Below are 19801 nucleotides of genomic sequence, written 5' to 3' on the forward strand. Positions count from 1 at the left end.
GAGGAAGACGACGCCGAAAACGGGCGCGTGGGTTCGCAAGACCCCAAAGACGACACGTCTACTTCGATCACAGACCCAATTGGGCCAGCCAGGCACGCTCTACGCCTGGCTAGCCAACCGAATTGCTTGACGAACATAGAGCATTGGAACCACCTGATCCCTTCCCGAACTCAGAAGTGAAACGATGCATCGCCGATGGTAGTGTGGGGCTTCCCCATGTGAGAGTAGGTCATCGTCAAGCGCCTAACACCCAGCACCCCCGCTCAGATCACTCTGGCGGGGGTGTTGTCTTTAGGGCGGGAAAAGTTTGGCCGGAGGCAGAGCGCTTAGGCGCTGGGGGCAGATAGACGGCCAGCGGAAGCCTGAAGCTACGTAGCTGAGGTGGCCCTCACCCTAGCCCTCTCCCGACGGGAGAGGGGACCCGGAGCGGAGTGGCGGGGAGTTTGGCGCAGGCCTGCAGATGGGTGCTGCCTGAAGCTCGTAAAAGCCTAAGAGCCACAACAGCCCGGCTGCGCCGGGCTGTTGTGGCCATGGCGGTCTGCCGATGCGGCCGCTTCTACAAGGAGTCATACCGTAGGAGCGGCCGCGTCGGCGGACCGCCATGGCTGCGATCAGCTGGATGTTGGGTTTCGCTGCGCTCAACCAACCTACCGCAGCGTTACGCGAGCAAGAAAAAGCCCGGCAGATGCCGGGCTTTTTGCGTTCAGGGTTTGCGGGCTATCAGGGTGGCGCGCAGGGGGGCGGGGAGGCCTTCGACGGTCAGGCTTGGATTTTCCGGATTCAGGAAGTCCGGCAGCGACTGGAAGCCCATCCATTCGGTGGAGCGCTGTTCGTCTACCGTCGTGGGGGTGAGATCCACCAGGCGGATGTCGCGGTAGCCGGCGCGTTGCAGCCAGAGTTGCAGGGCGGCCGCCGAGGGCAGGAACCAGACGTTGCGCATCTGCGCGTAGCGGTCTTCGGGTACCAGAACGGTGGTGGCATCACCTTCGACGACCAGGGTTTCCAAGACCAGCTCACCGCCGCTGTCGAGGCAGTTCTTTAGATCCAGCAGGTGGTCGATGGGCGAACGACGATGGTAGAGCACGCCCATGGAAAAGACGGTATCGAAACCGCCGTCCAGTACGGGCAGTTCTTCCAGTGTGAGTGGCAGGTGCCAGGCGGGCAGGTCGGGCAGATAGCGGCGCAGGGCCTGGAATTGGCAATGGAACAGCCAGTTGGGATCGACACCCAGCACCAGACTGGCTCCGGCGCCAAGCATGCGCCACTGGTAGTAGCCGTTACCGCAGCCGACATCCAGGACGCGCTTGCCCTGCAGATCCAGGTGAGGGGAGACCCTGTCCCACTTCCAGTCGGAGCGCCATTCGGTATCCAGGTGGAGATCGAACAGTTGGAAGGGGCCCTTGCGCCACGGGCGCAGTTGCAGCAGTGCCTCGCGCAGGGCCTGGCGCTGCTCCACGGTAGGAGCGCCGACGAGGCGTACGGCCTCACGCAGTTCGACAGCCGCTACAGCGATTTCGGGGAAGGCATCGACACCCGCTTGCCAGCGCTGCAGATCGCCGTGGCCGCGGGCGTACTTGGCGGCCAGGACGGCTTCGAGGGACTGGGACCAGGTGGCCAGCGGGGTATCCGCCAGTACCCGTTGCAGGGTTGCGAGGTAGGACGGCTGGGTCATGGCAGGGCGATCAGGGAGGTGAAGTTGAGGCATTGGAACCAGGGCACTACGGTGGTGAAACCGGCGGCCTGCAGGCGCGCGCGGTGTTCGTCCAGGGTGTCGGTGAGCATGACGTTTTCCAGGGCGGTGCGCTTCTGGGCGATTTCCAGTTCGCTGTAGCCATTGGCTCTCTTGAAGTCCAGGTGCAGACCGTTGAGCAGTGCCTGGGTCTCGGCCTCCGGGAAACGGATCTTTTCCGACAGCAGCAGGGCACCGCCGGGCAGCAGGCTGGCGCGCAAACGGCTGAGCAGGCCCAGGCGCTGTTCCGGGGCGATGAATTGCAAGGTGAAGTTGAGGGCGATCACCGAAGCCGGTTCGAGCGGGACCTGGAGGATATCGGCTTCCACCACCTCTACCGGGAGCAACTCCTCGTGCATGGAGTCCTGGGCGCTGAGGTATTCGCGGCAACGGGTGACCATGGCGGTGGAGTTATCGATGGCCATCACCCGGGTACCCTCGGCGCGGACATGACGGCGCAGCGCCTGGGTCACGGCGCCTAGGGAGCAGCCGAGATCGTAGAGGTGGCTATGGGGCTGGGCGAAGCGCGCGGCGATGACGCCGAGATTCTCGACGATGGTGGGATAGCCCGGCACGGATCTCTTGATCATGTCGGGAAAGACGCGCACCACGTCTTCGTTGAAGGTGAAGTCGGCGGGAGGCTGCGGCGACGCGAACAGGCGGTCGGCTTCGCTCATGGGCGGTACCTGGAAATCGAAAGGGGGCATTGTACCCCCGGCAGGCACCGCTGGATGTGGGCTCAGCGGATTTCGATACGGCAGTCGAAGCGGGCCTGGGGCTCGGCTTCGGCATCCCAGGGCTGACGGGCCTGGAGCTCGAGATGGGCGCTGCCGGCGCTCTGGGCGCGGAAGCGCCAGAGGGACTGACCGGCGCTGCCGATGCCGCCCTGGTCCTGGCGCTGTTCGCGAAAGACTTCCGGGCCGAGTTGCCTGAGGTTGTCGCTGCGCTGCAGGATGGTCCAGCGATAGCCGCTGGTGGGATCGCTGGGCAGGGTCAGGGTCAGTTCCTGGCCGGTGTGCATGGCCAGCGGGGTGCAGTCGCTGTCGTCACCCAGGATGAGGTTGCCGCTCGGCTGGGTGCTGCTGCAGCCGGCCAGGAGCAGACAGCCGCAGAACAGAAGACGGTTGGACATGGAAACCTCCGGGGTATGACGGCAAAACGCAGAGCATACCCCAAGAGGTCGGACGGTCAGACTAGAAGAGCACCTTGGCCACGTCGGCGAAGCGCCTGGCGAAGTGAACGGTCAGCCCCTCCTTGAGATAGGCGGGCAGCTCTTCGAAGTCGCCGCGATTGGGCTCCGGCAGGATCAGCTCGCTGATCTTCTGCCGCCGCGCCGCAATGACCTTTTCCCGTACCCCGCCAATGGGCAGCACCTGGCCGGTCAGGGTCAACTCGCCGGTCATGGCCACGTTCTTCTTCGGCGCCTGATTGCGCGCCAGCGACAGCAGGGCGGAAGCCATGGTGATGCCGGCGCTGGGGCCATCCTTGGGCGTGGCGCCTTCAGGGACGTGCAGGTGGACGAAGGCCTGGTCGAAGAAATTCGGATCGCCCTTGAAGTCCTTGAGATGCGCGGTGACGTAGCTGTAGGCGATCTCGGCGGATTCCTTCATGACGTCACCCAGCTTGCCGGTGAGCTTGAAGCCGCGATTCAGGGTATGGATGCGCGTCGCCTCGATCGGCAGGGTGGCGCCGCCCATGCTGGTCCAGGCCAGCCCGGTGATGATGCCGACCCCGGACAGCACCTGTTCCTTGCGGAAGGGTGGCATGCCCAGATAGTCCTCGAGATCCGAGGCACCGATCTTGACCTTGAGCTTGGGATCCTCGATGAGCCGGACCACCGCCTTGCGCACCAGCTTGCCCAGCTGCTTCTCCAGCTGGCGCACGCCGGCTTCGCGGGCATAGCCTTCCACCAGGGCCTTGAGGGCACTGTCGGTGAGCGTCAGGCGATCCTTGGGCACCCCGGCCTTGTCCAGCTGCTTGGGCCAGAGGTGGCGCTTGGCGATGGCCTGCTTTTCCTCGGCGATGTAGCCGGAGAGGCGGATGACCTCCATGCGGTCCAGCAGGGGCCCGGGAATGGAGTCCAGGGTGTTGGCGGTGCAGACGAACAACACCTTGGACAGGTCGAGCCGCAGATCCAGGTAGTGGTCGAGGAAGTCGACGTTCTGTTCCGGATCCAGGGTCTCCAGCAGCGCCGAGGCCGGGTCGCCCTGGTAGCTCTGGCCCATCTTGTCGATCTCGTCGAGCATGATGACCGGATTCATCACCTTGACGTCGCGCAAGGCCTGGACGAGCTTGCCGGGCATGGCGCCGATGTAGGTACGGCGGTGGCCCTTGATCTCGGCTTCGTCCCTCATGCCGCCGACGCTGAAGCGATAGAAGGGGCGGCCGAGGGATTCGGCGATGGACTTGCCGATGCTGGTCTTGCCCACCCCGGGCGGTCCCACTAGCAGCACGATGGAGCCGGCGACCTCGCCTTTGAAGGCGCCCACCGCGAGGAATTCGAGGATGCGATTCTTGATGTCGTCGAGCCCGGCGTGGTGCCGGTCGAGCACCTTGCGCGCGTGCTTGAGATCGAGCTTGTCCTGACCGTGGATACCCCAGGGCAGGTCGGTGGCCCAGTCCAGGTAGTTGCGGGTGACGCCGTATTCCGGCGAGCCCGTCTCGAGGATGGACAGCTTGTTCAGCTCGTCGTCGATGCGCTTCTGCGCCGCTTCGGGCAGGATCTTGCCCTCCAGGCGCTGGCGAAAACCTTCGATGTCGCTGCTGCGATCGTCCTTGGTGATGCCCAGTTCCTGCTGGATCAGCTTGAGCTGCTCCTTGAGGAAGAATTCGCGCTGGCGCTCGTTGATCTTGCGATTGACCTCGGCGGACAGCTCCTTCTGCAGGCGCGCGACCTCGACCTCCTTGCGCAGCAGCGGCAGGACCTTTTCCATGCGCTGCAGCATGGGCACGGTATCGAGCACCTGTTGCAGTTCATCGCCCGGCGCGGTGGTGAGGGCGGCGGCGAAGTCGGTGAGCGGCGAGGGGTCGTTGGGGCTGAAGCGATTGAGATAATTCTTCAGCTCTTCGCTGTACAGCGGGTTGAGCGGCAAGAGCTCCTTGATGGCGTTGATCAGCGCCATGCCGTAGGCCTTCACCTCGTCGCTGGGATCGGGACTGGGGCGCAGGTGCTCGACTTCCACCAGATAGGGCGGACGCTGCCGGCGCAGCCAGCCGCGGATCCGTACCCGCGACAGCCCCTGGGCCACGAACTGCAGCTTGCCGTCCTGGCGGGTGGCATGGTGGATGCGGACCAGGGTGCCGTGCTGCGGCACCTGGTCGGGATCGAAGCCGTCGGCATCGCCGGGTTGCTGCTCCATGTAGAACAGCGCCAGGCAGTGGTGGTCGGTCTTGGCCACCAGCTCCAGGGTTTCCGCCCAGGGCTCTTCGTTGACGATGACGGGCAGTACCTGCGCCGGGAAGAAGGGGCGGTTGTGAATGGGGATGATGTACAGCTTGTCGGGAAGATTCTGGCCGGGTAGCACCAGACCGGTCTGGCCGGCTTCTTCGCTGAGAATGTCCGCTTGATTGTCCTGATCGCTCATTGGCGTACCTTGGGCTTGGATGTAGGGCCAACATGGGGCGAGGGCGCTGCTTTTTCAACGCAGGCAAAGACCTGTCCTTCTTGACCGCCGGGCACCGCTTGAAGTGCGACGACCGGGGCAACGACTGGCCGTCGCGACGATAAAGATTCCCCCGGGACTGCCGCTAAAGCTGAAGTCACGCCGCGAAGCCGGCGAGAGTTTCCAAGGGCGCGCGGTGGAGAACAGCGGGTGAACAAGCGATATCTAGTAACGGGATTGCTGGTCTTGGGCCTGGGCACCGCGCAGGCGGCGCCGGTCGCCGTGCAGGTCGTCGACGGCCAGGGGGCACCCCTGGCCGATGCGGTGGTGATGATGTCGGCGCCGGGCCTGGTGCCCGAGCGGCGGCCTGCGGCCATCGACCAGCAGAATCGGCGCTTCGTCCCCCACGTCCTGGCGGTGGCCACCGGGACGGCGGTGAGCTTTCCCAATACCGACGACATCCGCCATCAGGTCTATTCCTTTTCCAGTCCCAAGCGCTTCGAGCTGCCGCTCTACCACGGGCTTCCCAGCACGCCGGTGGTGTTCGACCGACCGGGGGTGGTGGTGGTGGGCTGCAATATCCACGACTGGATGGTGGGTTACGTCTACGTGACCACCGCCGGGCGCTCCGCGGTGACCGACAGTCAGGGTCAGGCCCGCCTGGAGGCGCCGGACGGTCATTATCAGCTGGCACTTTGGCATCCCGACCTCAGCGACCAGCAGGAGGTCGCCCAGCCTGCGCTGGACGTGGCGGGCAAGCCGGTGACCCTGAAACTCCAGCTGGCGGTTCAGCCGAAGCCGCAGCCCGCGGCGCCGGCGAGCTCGGCTTTCGAGGATGCCTTCCACAAGGCCACGCACGATGAAGCTCATCCATAGTTTCCAGACCCGCATCGCCGGCAGTCTCTTCCTGCTGATGCTGGTGGTCATCACCCTGGTCTATCTGACGGTCAAGGCCGCCACCGAGGCCAGTGCGGTGCGCCAGTCCTATGACCAGCTCGACACCGGGGCGCGGGTCTTTCGCCAGGTGCTGGACGGGCGCTGCCGTCGGCTGAACGATGCCGTGCGGGTGCTCGCCGCCGATTTCGGCTTTCGCGATGCCGTGGCCAGTGGCGACGTGCCGACGCTGAGGTCGGTGCTGGCCAACCATGGCGCCCGGGTGGGCGCGGGCGATACCTATCTGCTGGACCTGGACGGCCGGCTGATCGCCAGCACCGTGGCGGCGCACAGCGAAGGCGAGCGTCTGCCCGTCGCGGTGGCGTCGGGCAATGACGGCAGCTGCGTGCTGGCGGGTACCGGCCTGCCGCAATTGCGCGTCACGGTGCCGGTCCGTGCCCCTGTGCCCATCGCCCAGGTGGTGATGAGTTTCGTCATGGATCAGGCCATGGCCGAAGAATTTCGCTCGCTGATCAATCTGGACGTGGTGTTTCTCGGCGAAGCCGCGCTGATGGCCAGTACCTTGCCGGAAGCGCACGGGCGGTCGCTGATGCAAGCGCTGGCGAACGCGCCCCAGGGCAGCGATATCTGGCAACTGCCCCTGGGTGATCGCCTCTATCAGGTCAAGCGGCTGACCCTCGGGACCGCCGACCATCCGGTACAGGTCTATCTGCTGCGCTCGCTCGATGTGGCCCTGACGGAGTTCGAACCCCTGCTCAGGCAACTGGCGCTGATCGCTGGCGGCGCCCTGCTGGCGGCCTTGCTGGGCGCGCTGTGGCTGGCACGCAACCTGGCCCAGCCGCTGCGGCAGTTGTCGGTGATGTCCTGGCGGATCGGCCAGGGGGACTACGGGGTCAAGGTGGAGGTCCAGCGCCGTGACGAATTCGGCCGCTTGGCGCAGGTGCTCGAAGAGATGCGTCAGGGGATCGCCGAGCGCGAGCAGCGGCTCAACCACAATGCCCTGCACGACGCCCTGACCGGCCTGCCCAATCGCGTCCTGGCCGAGGAACGGCTGCGGGTGTTCATCGCCAGCCAGCCCCAGGTGTCGCTGCTGTACCTGGGGCTGGATGGCTTCCAGGCGATCAACGAAAGCGCCGGGGTCGCCGGAGGCGATCGCATCCTCAGGATGGTGGCCGAGCGGGCGCAGGTGTTGCTGGCCGGGCGTGGCTGCGTGTCGCGACCGGTGGGTGATGAGTTTCTCGTCCAGTTCTGCCGCGTTGGTCTAGAGGGCGCGGTGGGACTTGCCGAGCAACTGCGTCTGTCGCTGGCCGAACCCATCGAGTGGGAAGGTCAGCTTTTTCGTCTCAGTTGCCGCATCGGTGTCGTCGAGTATCCGCGCCATGGCGACGATCCGACCCTGCTGATCGAGCGTGCGCGCAGCGCCATGCTCGACGCCGGACAGTTGCCGGATCGCCTGCGGGTCTATGATGAAGGACGGGATGCGGCCCAGCAGCGGCGTCTGCAACTGGTGCACGATCTGCCACTGGCGGGCGAGCGGGGTGAATTGATGCTGGTGTTCCAGCCCAAGGTGGCCCTGCAGGGCAATGGGTCGCACCAGGCCGAGGTGCTGCTGCGCTGGCGCCACGCCGAACTGGGCATGGTCTCGCCGGGTGAATTCATTCCCCTGGCCGAGCGCAGTGGCAGCATGGCCGGACTCACCCGCTGGGTGATCCAGGCGGCGATCCGGCAACTGGCGCTCTGGCATACCCAGGGCCGCGAAGTGAAGGTGTCGCTGAACGTCTCGGCGGTCGACCTGGCCGATGCCCGACTGCCCGAGCGGGTCATGGGCTGGCTCGACGACGCGGGCGTCTCGGCGCGGCAGCTGACCTTCGAGATCACGGAGAGCGCCATCATGGCCGATCCCGAGGCGGCGATCGCGCTGCTGACGCGATTGTCCGTACTGGGCATCCGGTTGTCGGTGGATGACTACGGCACCGGTCAGGCTTCCCTGGCGCACCTGAAACGGTTGCCGGTGGACGAATTGAAGATCGACCAGTCCTTCGTGAAGGAGCTGGCACCGGGCAACGATGACGCCGTCATCGTCCGCTCGACCATCGAGATGGGTCACAACCTGGGCCTGGAGGTGGTCGCCGAAGGGGTCGAGGAAGCGCGGGCTCTGGCCCTGTTGCGCAGCTGGGGCTGCGATGTGATCCAGGGTTACTACATCAGCCGTCCGGTTCCGGCAGCGGAATTCGAAGCCTGGATGGAACGGCAGAGCCAGCCGGTGCTGGAGGCGCTGTCATGAATCGTGGTTGGCTGCTGGCGGGATTGTTGCTGGCGACCGGGGTCCAGGCCGACGGCGGCAAGCTGCTGGCCACCGGCGGCGCCAGCAGTCTGGAAGGCGCGGCGGGCGGCGGCATCACGCCCTGGGCGGTGATCGGCGGCTATGGCGAAAGCGGTCAGCCGGGCGCCACCGCCTTCGCCACCCGGGTATGGACCGGTGACTACCGGCTCGATGCCGCCGGCGTGGCGGTGGCCTACGACAATCGGGTGGAAGTCTCCTATGCCCGTCAGCGCCTGGACATGCCGACCCTGCGGCGGTTGATGAAGCTCGAGGAAGAGACCCTCAGCCAGGACATCGTCGGGGCCAAGGTGCGCCTGGCGGGAGACCTGATCTACGACCGGCTGCCGCAGATCGCCCTGGGCGTGCAGTACAAGCATCAGCGCGACTTCGGCATTCCCGCTGCCGTGGGTGCGCGGCGCGATAGCGATGTCGAGGGTTACCTGGGCGCCAGCCGACTGTTTCTGGGCGGCGCCTTCGGCTACAACCTCTTGATCAACGTCGGTCTCAGGTACAGCCGCGCCAACGAGATGGGGCTGCTGGGCTTTGGTGGCGAGCGCAACGACAGTCGTCAGTGGCTCAAGGAGGGGTCGGCGGCGGTGTTCTTCAATCCCCGGTGGGCGGTGGGCATGGAATATCGCGAGAAGCCGCAGAATCTGTCCTTTACCCGGGAGAGTGACTGGGTGGATACCTTCGTGGGCTATTTCCCCAACAAGCACCTGTCACTGGTGCTGGCCTATGCCTGGCTGGGCGAGATCGCCACCCTGGACGATCAGCAGGGCCTCTACCTGTCGCTGCAGGGGAGCTACTGATGCAGGCGAAGCCGCTGGTGCTGGTGGCGCTGCTGCTGATGCTGGGCTGCGCGCCCCAGCCGCCAGCGGGGGACCGACTTTATCAGGAGCTGGGTGGCCATCCCGGCATCACCCGGATCGTCGAGGGCATGCTGCTCAACGTGGCGCGTGACGGGCGGATCCGGCACTACTTCGCCAATGTCGACATCGCGCGGCTGCGCGGTCTGCTCATCCAGAAATTCTGTGCCGATGCAGGCGGCCCCTGTCGTTATGCAGGGGCGAGCATGGCGGAAAGTCATCGCGGTCTGAATCTGCAACCCGCCGACTTCAATGCCCTGGTGGAAGACCTGCAACTGGCCATGCGGCGCGAGGGCATCCCGGAGCGGGCGCAGAATGTCTTGCTGGCGCGTCTGGCCTCGCAACGCGGCCAGGTGATCCGCCAGTAGCCTGCCGGCTGTCGCTGTTATCGAACCTCATCCGCGCCAGATCCTCCCTAGGCAAGACGCCTACGAGAGGGATGATGCTTGAGCAAGACGACTTCGGCGGCCGATCTCGGCCTGACGCTGGCAGTGGACGACGAACCGGCGCTGTTCGGCTGGTTCCTGGCGAGCTACCTGTTCGGCAAACGCATCTCCCAGACCATCGCCGCTCAGGCCTGGACGGTGCTCTACCGCACCTACGGCCGCGACACGCCGCGCAAGCTGCTCAATCTGAGCTGGCAGCAACTGGTCAACTATCTCGGCGAAGGGCACTACCGGCGTTATGACGAGAGTACGGCAACGCGCCTGCTGGAGGTCTGTCGCCATCTGCAGAAGGACTATGGCGGGAGTTTCGTCCGACTACGTGACGCCAGCGCAGATCGCGCGGATTTCGAGCGGCGTCTGCAAATGTTGAAGGGAGTGGGCCCCAAGACCTGCGAGATCTTCATGCGCGAAGCGGGCCCGCTGCTGTTTCCCGATTAGACGTGAACCGCCGGCACAGGGCCGGCGGTGGGCAGAGAGGGTGAGTGGCTGTTACTTGCCCAGGTCGGCCTTGAGTCGGCTGCCGGCATAGGCCTGGGCGTCCTTGGCCTTTTGCACCACGGCAGGGGTGCCAAAGAACTCATGGGTGACGCCCGGATAGACCTTGCGCTCCACCTGGACGCCGGCCTGGCGCAGGGCGGTCTCCAGGAAGCCACCGTCGTCACGCAGGGGATCGATCTCGGCATTGACGATGGTCACCGGCGGCAGGCCGGCGAGATCGGCCCTGGTCAGATCCAGACGCGGATCCTTGAGGTCGGCGGGGGAACGAGTCACCTGCTCGACAAACCACAGCATCATGGGGCGATTGAGCGGCTTGGCATCGTCGTACTGCTCGTAGGACGGAGTGTGGGTGTTGGTTTGGACCACCGGATAGACCGACAGCACGTGCTTGGGCGCGGTGAGACCGGCCTTGCGCGCGGCGACGGCGGTCGCCACGGCCAGGTTGCCCCCGGCGCTTTCGCCGGCCAGGGCCAGGCGCTGGGGATCGCCATTGAGCGAACCGGCGTGGGTGGTCACCCAGCGATAGGCCGCCAGGGCGTCGTCGTGGGCAGCGGGAAACCTGTATTCGGGCGCCTGGCGATAATCCACCGAGACCACGATGGCATTGGCCTGCTTGGCCAGGCCACGGGCACCGGCGTCGTAGACGTTGCGATCGGCGAACACCCAGCCACCGCCGTGGAAGTAGAGGATGACCGGGAAGGGACCCTGGCCCTCGGGGGTGTAGATCCGGGCAGGCAGCACGCCGGCGGCACCGTCCACGGCGCGGTCGACGCTGGTCACGCCAGGTACCAGTGCCTCGGGCTGGGTGGGACGACCTTCGTCCTGCAGGACACCCTTGACCGCATCGACGATGGTAGGCTGTTTGCGGGCTTCCTGGGCGGTCAGTTTTTCCACGGCCTTGGGATCGAAACTGGCGTACTTATTCAGCACCTTCTGCATGTCGGCATCGGTGCGCGCCATGCTCTTGGCATTGCTGATCGTCTCGGCACCCAGAGAACGTTTTTCCGGATCGCGGGCGCAGCCGGTCAGGGCGAGGCCGGCGCCAACCAGAGCGAGGGCGAGGAGGGTGGGTTTGCTACGCAAGACGGACAGCGGCATGGCGGAAATCCTGTGCGAATTCGACGGGCTTACCTACAAACCGACATGCTTATCGCGCGAGAGGTTCCGGCGGATCGCCGGCAGGTGTCTGGCGGTCGCCCTGCTGGGGCTGTTGGCTAGCCAGGCCGTCGCCGAGCCAGCCGCCTACTGGCGCTGGCGTAGCAGCGCGAATGGTCAGGAATTCTGCACCCAGACGTCGCCAGGGCCGGGCTGGGACCGGGTGGCGGGGCCCTTCCGCGATCTGCACTGCCGCGAGGCGGGCAGCCTGCCCCTGCGCCGCTGGGCCGTACCGCCGCAACAGCGCTTCTAGTTCGAGGTCTCGGCGGCCTTGAGCAGGGAGGCGCCGATTTCGCCTTCGTAGCGCTGCCACACCGGGCGCATGGCCTCCCGCCAGCGTGCCCGTTGCTCGGGGGTGAGGGTGATGATCTCGCTGCCGCCCGCGGCGGCGATGCGCGCGCGATCACGCTGATTTTCCGCCTCGGATTGCTTCTTCACCTCGAAGGTCACCTGATCGATGATCTCTTCCAGGGTGCTGCGTACGGCGAAGGGCAGGGTGCGCCAGCGATCCGCCTTGACGATCAGCATGTAGTCCAGGGCGCCATGATTGCTCTCGGTGAAGTAGCGCTGCTGCCCATCGAGGCGCTGGCTCCAGTAGTTGGACCAGGTATTCTCGGTGGCATTGACGGTGCCCGAGGTGAGCGCCTGCAGGGTCTGGTTGAAGGGCAGCTTGACCGCCGTGGCGCCGAGGGCCTCGAACTGGCTCTGCAGGACATCGGAATTCTGGATGCGGAACACCAGACCCTTGGCATCGCCGGGCTCACGCAGGGGCTTGCGCGCCGACAGCTGCTTGAGGCCGTTGGGCCAGTAGGCCAGGCCGATGATGCCCGCCGGTTCCAGACTCTGCAGCAGCTGGCGACCGCTCGGACGCGCCTGGAAGTGATCGAGGGCGGCGCGACTCTCGAAGAGAAAGGGCAGGTCGAACAACTTGAGCTTGGGACTGAGGTCGGTGAGCTTGCTGATCGCCGGCGCCAGAATATCCACCTTACCGTCCTGCAGGGCCTGCAACTCGTTGGCATCGGTGAAGGCCGTGCCGCTGGGCATCACCTCCAGCTGAACCTGACCGGCGAGGCGCTGCGCCACCAGCCCCTGGAACAGCTGGGCTCCCTTGCCCTTGGGAGTGTCCGGCGCCACCACATGGGAAAACCTCAGGGTGATGACATCGGCCTGGGAGGCCGTCATGGGCAGGATAGCGGAGAGCAGGGCACAAAGGCCCAGGATCGACGACTTCATGACAGCTCCTGATGATTTTTCCTGTAGTCCTTTTTGGAGCGTACTTTACCAGTGCGACGTCCGGTCGCAGGGCCTGTGGGAAGGCGTTGGCTGCCGTTTGGCGGATGACCGGGAGAATCGGCATGGCGCTGGCGTTCTAACGGCTACACCCACGAGAAGGATGCGCCCATGAATACCGCTCAAACCGTTCGTTTGCCCGATGGCACTACCGTTCCGGCGCTGGGACAGGGTACCTGGCGCATGGGCGAAAACGCCGATCTGCATCGTCAGGAGGTCAGTGCCCTGCGCCAGGGACTGGACCTGGGGCTCACGCTGATCGATACCGCCGAGATGTATGGTGATGGGCGCGCCGAGGAGCTGGTCGGCGAAGCCATCGCCGGGCGGCGGGGCGAGGTCTTCCTGGTGAGCAAGTTCTATCCGAAGAATGCCACCGAGGCCGGGGTGCCCCTGGCCTGTGAACGCAGCCTCAAGCGTCTGGGCACCGATGTCATCGATCTCTATCTGCTGCATTGGCGCGGCCAGGTGCCACTGATCGAGACGGTCATGGCGCTGGAGAAGCTGCGTGACGAAGGCAAGATTCGCCACTGGGGCGTGTCCAACCTCGACACCAGCGACATGCTGGAATTGAACGATGATCGCTGCAGTGCCAATCAGGTGCTCTACAACCTGGAACAGCGCGGCATCGAGCACGACCTGCTACCCTGGTGCCAGCGTCAGCAGATGCCGTTGATGGCCTATTGTCCGCTGGGGCAGGGCGGGGATCTGTTGCGCCACCCGACCTTGGCTACCCTGGCCGAACGGCATCAGGCCACCCCGGCGCAGATCGCCCTGGCCTGGGTGCTGCGTCAGCCGGGCGTGATCGCCATTCCCAAGGCGGGCGATGCCGGACATCTCGAAGAGAATGCGCGGGCCTTGGATCTGCGCTTGAGCGATGAAGACTTCTCTCTGCTCGACGGTGCCTTTCCGCCGCCGCAAAGCAAGATGCCGCTGGCGATCATCTAGCCGCCGCGGATCAGCCGGCGCAGGGGGAAACGACTGGGGTGGCAGGCTTCGGCCACCCGCCGCGCTACCGGTAGGGGTTCGTCTTCCAGCCAGGCCGCCAGCAGTTCGGCAGCTGCGGGGGTAGTGACCAAGCCACGGGAGCCGTGGGCCAGATTCACATAGAGTCCCGTACGCCAGGGTGCCGCCTGCTCGGGCACCTGGCGGGCGTCGTAGGCCAGTGCCTGGTAGCGCTGGGCGAAGAGGTCTTCGTCCACCACCGGGCCGACCAGGGGCAGATAGTCCGGCGAGGTGCAGCGAAAGGCCACGCGGCCGTCCAGTGCCTCGGCCTGGTAGCTGGCGGCCAGCCCGGGCGACAGCTCGGCGAGCAGCTGCAGGTTGCTCTGGTGTTCCGTCTGGCTGGGTTCGGTGTCGTCTCGGTCGAAGACGAAGCTGGCGCCCAGGCAATGCCGCCCGTCACGGGCCGGCGCAAGATAGCCTTCGCCGCAGACCACGGTTGCCAGCGCCTGGCTGTCCGGGGTTTCCGGCAACGCGGACAATTGCCCGCGGATCGCCTTGAGTGGCAGTCCAGGCAGAAGCGTCCTGGCCTGGGCGGCGCTGGCCACCACGACAACCGTCGCCGCCAGCGGCGCACCCAGGGTGCGGGCCTGCCAGCCGTGCTCGGTTTGCTGCAGGGCGGTCACCTCGGTATGGGTGACCAGCTCGATATTCGGATGGGTCAGCCAGTGCGCGCACAGGGCGGGCGGATGCACCCAGCCCCCTTCCGGAAAGAACAGGCCGCCCGCCGTCAGACTGATTCCGGCCCTGTCGCTGGCGGCGTCCCTATCCAACGGTTGCAGCAGATCGGCGGGGAAGTGCGCCGCCAATTGCGCCTGCCGCTGGGCGTCCTTGTCCGTCAACGCCAGTTGCAGCACTCCGCAGGGTGACCAGGCTGCGCCCGGTGGCAGGGCCTGCAATTCGCGCAGCGTCAGGCCGAAGCCATCGAGGATCAGCCGACTGAGCGGGGTGTCATGGGCCGAGAGCTTGAGATAGAGCACGCCCTGGGGATTGCCGGAGGCTTCCTGGGCGGGCGCTCCGTGGCGCTCGACGACCCGGACCTGCCAGCCGCGGCGGGCCAGGCTGGCGGCGGTAGCGCAACCGGCCAGGCCGGCGCCTATGACCAGCGCGGTGCGCGGGCCCTGGGGGCGCGGTGGGCGGGCATACCAGGGCACGGGGTCTGGGGCGACGGGGCGTTCCAGCTTGCCGGCCAGCATTTCCCGCTTGTGGCCGAAGCCGGGCACCTTGGCCATGGCGAAGCCGGCCTCGTTGAGGCCGCGGCGGACGAAGCCGGCGCAGGTAAAGGTCGCCAGGGTGGTGCCGGGGTGGGACAGCCGCGCCAGTTCGGCGAACAACGCGGGCGTCCACATCTCGGGATTCTTGGCCGGGGCGAAGCCGTCCAGGAACCAGGCATCGCACCGGGCATCCAGTTCGGGCAAGCGCTCCAGCACATCGCCGACCAACAGGGTCAGGGTGATGCGCCCGTTGCCCAGGATCAGCCGCTGGAAGCCTGGATGGATCGCCTGGTACTGCCGCTGCAGCGCCGCGCTGTAGGCGGCCAGTTCCGGCCAGAGGTTCAGCGCCTGGACGAGATCGGCGGCGGTCAGCGGAAAGCGCTCGACGCTGACGAAATGCAGGCGCGCATCCTTTGGTGCCAGGGCGTCGAAGAGTTGCCAGGCGCAGAGGAAGTTGAGGCCGGTGCCAAAGCCCGTCTCGCCGATGGTGAAGACCTCGCCCGGTGCCAGCGCGGCGAAGCGTTCGGCCAGGCGATTCTGCTGCAGGAAGACATAGCGCGTCTCTTCCAGACCGCTGGCGCGGGAAAAGTAGACGTCGCCATAGGTGCGGGAGAGGGGTTGCCCGGAGGCATCCCAGTCAAGCTGGGCGTGCTGGAAATCGGTCATGAGCGGCGCGGCCTGGAATTCAGGGCGCGCAGTCTAAAGGATCGAGCGCAGACGGTCAGACGTTGCTGACGGATTGGCGCATCAGGCCCTGCGAGGTCTGCAGCCGCTCGACATAGCGATCGATCTGGTTGAGGGCTTCTTCGCGGCTGAAGAAGGGGCCTTCCAGGGTGCCTTCGCGGGTGGTGAAGAAGAACTGACCGTTGACCACGCTGACGCGCTCGCTACGGAAATGGGTGCTGGCACCGGGGTCGTCATTGCGTTTGCCGAACATGAGAATCTCCTCCTCGTCTTGCCAACAGACCATGCCGAGCGCTGCGGGTTGCCCCGCTCGGCCAAATGGCGGTCCGTCGATCTTCCTTAGGTGTAGCACCCTAGCGGCCGCTGCGCCTGGGTGGAAAAAGCGCGACGAAATTGTGAGGGTGATCACGCGGCACAGGGCGTAGCCGCCGGACGATGGCCCTGGACGGGGCGTCTTTCGCGTTATAACCACAGCGTGATCCGATCTTTCCCGCCCGCTCGGGTGGGCGGCATAGTGCCGCTATCCCTACCTGCATCAGGAGAACTGCCAATGACCATCCGTCTGGGCGACATCGCCCCCGATTTCGAACAGGATTCCAGCCTGGGTCGCATCCGCTTCCACGAGTGGCTGGGCGACAGCTGGGGCGTGCTCTTCTCCCATCCGGCCGACTTCACCCCGGTCTGCACCACCGAACTGGGCCTCACCGCCAAGCTCAAGGACGAATTCGCCAAGCGCGACGTCAAGGTGATCGCCCTCTCGGTGGACGGCCTGGAATCGCACCAGAGCTGGATCAAGGACATCGAGGAAACCCAGGCCACCGCCGTGGGCTTTCCGATCCTGGCCGACGCCGATCGCAGTGTCTCGACCCTCTACGACATGATCCACCCCAATGCCAACGACACCCTCACGGTGCGCTCGCTGTTCATCATCGACCCGCAAAAGAAGGTGCGGCTGTCGATCACCTATCCGGCCAGCACCGGACGCAACTTCGACGAGATCCTGCGGGTGATCGATTCCCTGCAGCTCACCGACAATCACAAGGTGGCGACCCCGGGCAACTGGAAGGATGGCGATGACGTGGTCATCGTGCCGTCGCTCAAGGACGAAGAAGAGCTCAAGCGCCGTTTCCCCAAGGGCTACACCGCGGTGAAGCCCTATCTGCGCCTGACCCCGCAGCCCAATCGCTGACACCTCAGGTGACAAGAAAACCCCGGCACCGCCGGGGTTTTTTGTTTTCTGGTTATAACCAAGTGCCTAAAGGATATTTTTAGGGAATAAGCACCCCTTGCTAAGGTCCGCTCATTCCTTTTCGAGCGGCGCGACACCGCTCCTTTTTATCCTGGAGGCGGCGATGCAGGTGGTGACTTTGGCGGGCAGTCCGGGAGCGCGGTCGCGCTCTACCGGCGTGCTGGATCTGGCAGCGAACTGGCTGCAGGCGCGCGGCGTGGAATTGTCGCGCTGGCGTATCCAGGACTTTCCCGCTGCCGACCTCATCGGCGCCCGTTTCGACAGTCCGCCGGTGGTGGAACTGATCGCCCAGTTGCAGGCCGCCGATGGCCTGGTAATCGCCACCCCGGTGTACAAGGCCTCTCTGGCCGGCGCTCTCAAGACCCTGCTGGACCTGCTGCCCGAACGCGCCCTGACCCACAAAGTGGTGCTGCCCCTGGCCACCGCGGGTTCCAGCGGTCACCTGCTGGCCATCGACTACGCCCTGAAGCCGGTGCTCTCGGCACTCAAGGCCCAGGAAATCCTCAACGGCGTCTTCGCCGACGACAGCCAGGTCAGCTACACCGAGACCGGCGTCGCCCTGACCCCGGCGCTGGAGCAGCGCCTGCACGAGTCCCTCGAACAATTCCATGCGGCCCTGGTGCGGCGTCCCCAACCCCTGACCCCCGAGCTGCTGGCCGATCGCATCGGCCAGGCGCGCTGGGGCATCTGATCCGGAGCGTTAGTCATGCAGTTCTCCTTCTCCCGTTCGCTACTCGCCGTTTCCCTGCTGACCCTGGCCGCCGGCCTGGCCCAGGCGGAAGAGACGGTGCGCATCGGCTACCAGAAGTACGGCACCCTGATCACCCTCAAGGCCCGCGGCACCCTGGAGCAGCGCCTGGCCAAGGACGGCGTCAAGGTGCAGTGGACCGAATTCCCCGGCGGCCCGCAGCTGCTGGAAGGCCTAAACGTCGGCAGCATCGACTTCGGCGTGACCGGGGAGACCCCGCCGGTGTTCGCCCAGGCCGCTGGCGCCGATCTGGTCTATGTGGCCCACGAGCCGCCGGCGCCCACCAGCGAAGCCATCCTGGTGCCCAGGGATTCGGCCATCCGGTCGCTGACCGATCTCAAGGGCAAGAAGATCGCCCTGAACAAGGGTTCCAACGTCCACTACCTGTTGGTCCAGGCGCTGGCCAAGGCCGGCATCTCCTACAAGGACATCCAGCCGGTCTACCTGCCGCCTGCCGATGCCCGCGCCGCCTTCGAACGCGGCGCGGTGGACGCCTGGGTGATCTGGGATCCCTACCAGGCCGCCGCCGAGACCCAGTTGCAGGCGCGCACCCTGACCGATGCCACGGGCCTCGCCGACAATCACCAGTTCTATCTGGCCACCCGCAGCTTCGCCAAGGCCCATCCCGAACAGGTTGGCGCCATCGTCGACGAGGTGCGTTCGGTAGGCGAGTGGGCCAAGGCCCACCCCGACCAGGTCGCCGCCCAGGTAGCGCCGCTGCTGAACCTGCCGTTGGACACCGCCGAGCGGGTGGTCAGGCGCCAGGGCTATGGCGCCCGCTTCATCAGTCCCGAGGTGGCCGCGCAGCAGCAGAAGATCGCCGACGCCTTCACTGCCCTCAAGTTGATTCCCAAGCCGCTGGTCATCCGCGACGTGGTGTGGACCCCGCCCGCCAGTCTGCAGACCGCTGCCGCCAAACCCTGATTTCGCCTGCTGGAGAAAGCCCCCATGAGTCTCGATATCTTCTGGTTCCTGCCGACCCACGGCGATGGCCACTACCTGGGTACCGCCGAAGGCGCCCGCGCCGTCGACCATGGCTACCTGACCCAGGTCGCCCAGGCCGCCGATCGCCTGGGCTTCGGCGGGGTGCTGATCCCCACCGGTCGCAGTTGCGAGGATTCCTGGCTGGTGGCCGCCTCGCTGATCCCGGTCACCCAGAAACTCAAGTTCCTGGTGGCCCTGCGCCCCGGGATCATCTCGCCCACCGTGGCGGCGCGGCAGGCGGCTACCCTGGATCGCCTCTCCGGCGGCCGAGCGCTGTTCAACCTGGTCACCGGCGGCGATCCGGACGAACTGGCCGGTGACGGTCTGCACCTGTCCCACGGCGAAAGATACGAAGCCTCGGTGGAATTCACCCGTATCTGGCGTCGCGTGCTGGAAGGCGAGACGGTGGACTACAACGGCAAGCACCTCCAGGTGAAGGGCGCCAAGCTGCTCTATCCGCCGCTGCAGCAACCGCGCCCGCCGCTGTACTTCGGCGGCTCCTCCGATGCCGCCCAGGACCTGGCCGCCGAGCAGGTGGAGCTGTACCTGACCTGGGGCGAACCCCTGGACGCGGTGCGCGAGAAGATCGAGGCGGTCAAGGCCAAGGCCGCCGCCCAGGGCCGCACGGTGCGCTTCGGCATCCGCCTGCATGTGATTGTCCGCGAGACCAACGAAGAGGCCTGGAAGGCCGCCGACCGGCTCATCGCCAACCTGGACGATGCCACCATCAAAAAGGCCCAGGCCGCCTTTGCCCGCTTCGACTCGGTCGGCCAGCAACGCATGGCCGCCCTGCACGGGGGCCGCCGCGACAACCTGGAGATCGCCCCCAATCTCTGGGCCGGCGTGGGCCTGGTGCGTGGCGGTGCCGGTACCGCCCTGGTCGGCGACGGTCCCACCGTGGCCGCGCGGGTCAGGGAATACGCCGCCCTAGGCATCGATACCTTCATCTTTTCCGGCTATCCGCACCTGGAAGAATCCTACCGCGTGGCCGAACTGCTGTTCCCGCACCTGCCGGTCAAGCGGCCGACCCGGGTGGAGGGCGCCAACTACGTGAGTCCCTTCGGCGAGATGGTGGCCAACGACATCCTGCCGCAGAAAGCGGCGCAGAGCTGAGGGGGCG

General features: G+C 66.0%; 19 protein-coding genes and 1 rRNA gene. 12 read left to right on the forward strand and 8 right to left on the reverse strand.

Going from position 1 to position 19801, the window contains the following annotated elements; genetic code table 11:
• Positions 1 to 125: 125 nt before the first annotated feature.
• Positions 126 to 241, forward strand: a 5S ribosomal RNA gene (gene rrf / locus EC839_RS00005).
• Between the two features lie 462 nt (positions 242 to 703).
• On the opposite strand, the gene cmoB is transcribed toward rrf, so the two are convergent.
• The 4 genes from cmoB to lon form a co-directional block, all read right to left on the reverse strand.
• Positions 704 to 1672, reverse strand: coding sequence for a tRNA 5-methoxyuridine(34)/uridine 5-oxyacetic acid(34) synthase CmoB (gene cmoB / locus EC839_RS00010; protein ID WP_132831691.1), 969 nt, complete (start codon positions 1670 to 1672; stop codon positions 704 to 706).
• Complete coding sequence (cmoA, locus tag EC839_RS00015; RefSeq protein WP_132831692.1) at positions 1669 to 2406, reverse strand: carboxy-S-adenosyl-L-methionine synthase CmoA; 738 nt, start codon at positions 2404 to 2406, stop codon at positions 1669 to 1671. Before cmoA ends, cmoB begins: the two co-directional genes overlap by 4 nt.
• Positions 2407 to 2468: 62 nt before the next feature.
• Entirely contained in the window at positions 2469 to 2861 is a 393-nt protein-coding gene (locus tag EC839_RS00020) for a protease inhibitor I42 family protein (protein WP_132831693.1), read from the reverse strand.
• A gap of 61 nt (positions 2862 to 2922) precedes the next feature.
• Positions 2923 to 5313: an endopeptidase La gene (gene lon, locus EC839_RS00025; protein WP_132831694.1), complete on the reverse strand. Its 2391-nt coding sequence runs from the start codon at positions 5311 to 5313 to the stop codon at positions 2923 to 2925.
• 228 nt (positions 5314 to 5541) lie between these two features.
• On the opposite strand from lon, the gene EC839_RS00030 reads away from it, so the two are divergent.
• The 5 genes from EC839_RS00030 to EC839_RS00050 all read left to right on the forward strand — a co-directional run bounded on the left by EC839_RS00030 (position 5542) and on the right by EC839_RS00050 (position 10298).
• Positions 5542 to 6207 (forward strand): methylamine utilization protein, encoded by a 666-nt coding sequence (locus EC839_RS00030; RefSeq protein ID WP_256680887.1) that lies wholly within the window; start codon positions 5542 to 5544, stop codon positions 6205 to 6207.
• Complete coding sequence (locus tag EC839_RS00035; RefSeq protein ID WP_132831695.1) at positions 6191 to 8509, forward strand: bifunctional diguanylate cyclase/phosphodiesterase; 2319 nt, start codon at positions 6191 to 6193, stop codon at positions 8507 to 8509. The genes EC839_RS00030 and EC839_RS00035 overlap by 17 nt, the downstream gene beginning before the upstream one ends.
• Positions 8506 to 9357, forward strand: a complete 852-nt coding sequence (locus EC839_RS00040) for a DUF3034 family protein (RefSeq protein WP_132831696.1) — start codon at positions 8506 to 8508, stop codon at positions 9355 to 9357. The genes EC839_RS00035 and EC839_RS00040 overlap by 4 nt, the downstream gene beginning before the upstream one ends.
• Entirely contained in the window at positions 9357 to 9782 is a 426-nt protein-coding gene (locus tag EC839_RS00045; protein ID WP_132831697.1) for a group 1 truncated hemoglobin, read from the forward strand. Before EC839_RS00040 ends, EC839_RS00045 begins: the two co-directional genes overlap by 1 nt.
• A gap of 78 nt (positions 9783 to 9860) precedes the next feature.
• Positions 9861 to 10298 (forward strand): DNA methylase, encoded by a 438-nt coding sequence (locus EC839_RS00050; protein WP_132831698.1) that lies wholly within the window; start codon positions 9861 to 9863, stop codon positions 10296 to 10298.
• Between the two features lie 51 nt (positions 10299 to 10349).
• Here EC839_RS00050 and EC839_RS00055 read toward each other — a convergent pair whose 3' ends face one another.
• The gene (locus EC839_RS00055) at positions 10350 to 11456 is read right to left on the reverse strand and encodes an alpha/beta hydrolase (protein WP_132831699.1); all 1107 of its coding nucleotides are present in this window, start codon (positions 11454 to 11456) and stop codon (positions 10350 to 10352) included.
• Between EC839_RS00055 and EC839_RS00060 the strand changes: the two genes are divergently transcribed.
• Positions 11455 to 11766, forward strand: a complete 312-nt coding sequence (locus EC839_RS00060; RefSeq protein WP_256680888.1) for a hypothetical protein — start codon at positions 11455 to 11457, stop codon at positions 11764 to 11766. The two genes, EC839_RS00055 and EC839_RS00060, sit on opposite strands and share 2 nt — an antisense overlap.
• Here the strand turns inward: EC839_RS00060 and EC839_RS00065 are convergent.
• Complete coding sequence (locus EC839_RS00065; protein ID WP_132831700.1) at positions 11763 to 12746, reverse strand: DctP family TRAP transporter solute-binding subunit; 984 nt, start codon at positions 12744 to 12746, stop codon at positions 11763 to 11765. The two genes, EC839_RS00060 and EC839_RS00065, sit on opposite strands and share 4 nt — an antisense overlap.
• Positions 12747 to 12914: 168 nt before the next feature.
• Here EC839_RS00065 and EC839_RS00070 point away from each other — a divergent pair, with 168 nt between their 5' ends.
• Positions 12915 to 13748, forward strand: a complete 834-nt coding sequence (locus EC839_RS00070) for an aldo/keto reductase (RefSeq protein ID WP_132831701.1) — start codon at positions 12915 to 12917, stop codon at positions 13746 to 13748.
• On the opposite strand, the gene mnmC is transcribed toward EC839_RS00070, so the two are convergent.
• Entirely contained in the window at positions 13745 to 15682 is a 1938-nt protein-coding gene (gene mnmC, locus EC839_RS00075; RefSeq protein WP_132831702.1) for a bifunctional tRNA (5-methylaminomethyl-2-thiouridine)(34)-methyltransferase MnmD/FAD-dependent 5-carboxymethylaminomethyl-2-thiouridine(34) oxidoreductase MnmC, read from the reverse strand. The two genes, EC839_RS00070 and mnmC, sit on opposite strands and share 4 nt — an antisense overlap.
• 55 nt (positions 15683 to 15737) lie before the next feature.
• Positions 15738 to 15953, reverse strand: coding sequence for a DUF6316 family protein (locus tag EC839_RS00080; RefSeq protein WP_132831703.1), 216 nt, complete (start codon positions 15951 to 15953; stop codon positions 15738 to 15740).
• A 297-nt stretch (positions 15954 to 16250) separates the two neighbouring features.
• On the opposite strand from EC839_RS00080, the gene EC839_RS00085 reads away from it, so the two are divergent.
• From EC839_RS00085 to ssuD, 4 genes are all read left to right on the forward strand, one after another.
• The gene (locus EC839_RS00085) at positions 16251 to 16889 is read left to right on the forward strand and encodes a peroxiredoxin (RefSeq protein WP_132831704.1); all 639 of its coding nucleotides are present in this window, start codon (positions 16251 to 16253) and stop codon (positions 16887 to 16889) included.
• A gap of 163 nt (positions 16890 to 17052) precedes the next feature.
• Positions 17053 to 17640 (forward strand): NADPH-dependent FMN reductase, encoded by a 588-nt coding sequence (ssuE, locus tag EC839_RS00090; RefSeq protein WP_027598408.1) that lies wholly within the window; start codon positions 17053 to 17055, stop codon positions 17638 to 17640.
• Between the two features lie 15 nt (positions 17641 to 17655).
• Positions 17656 to 18621, forward strand: coding sequence for a sulfonate ABC transporter substrate-binding protein (locus EC839_RS00095; RefSeq protein WP_132831705.1), 966 nt, complete (start codon positions 17656 to 17658; stop codon positions 18619 to 18621).
• 24 nt (positions 18622 to 18645) lie between these two features.
• Complete coding sequence (gene ssuD / locus EC839_RS00100) at positions 18646 to 19794, forward strand: FMNH2-dependent alkanesulfonate monooxygenase (RefSeq protein WP_132831706.1); 1149 nt, start codon at positions 18646 to 18648, stop codon at positions 19792 to 19794.
• Positions 19795 to 19801: the final 7 nt, after the last annotated feature.

The organism is Pseudomonas sp. JUb52, assembly GCF_004341115.1.
Lineage (GTDB): Bacteria > Pseudomonadota > Gammaproteobacteria > Pseudomonadales > Pseudomonadaceae > Chryseomonas > Chryseomonas oryzihabitans.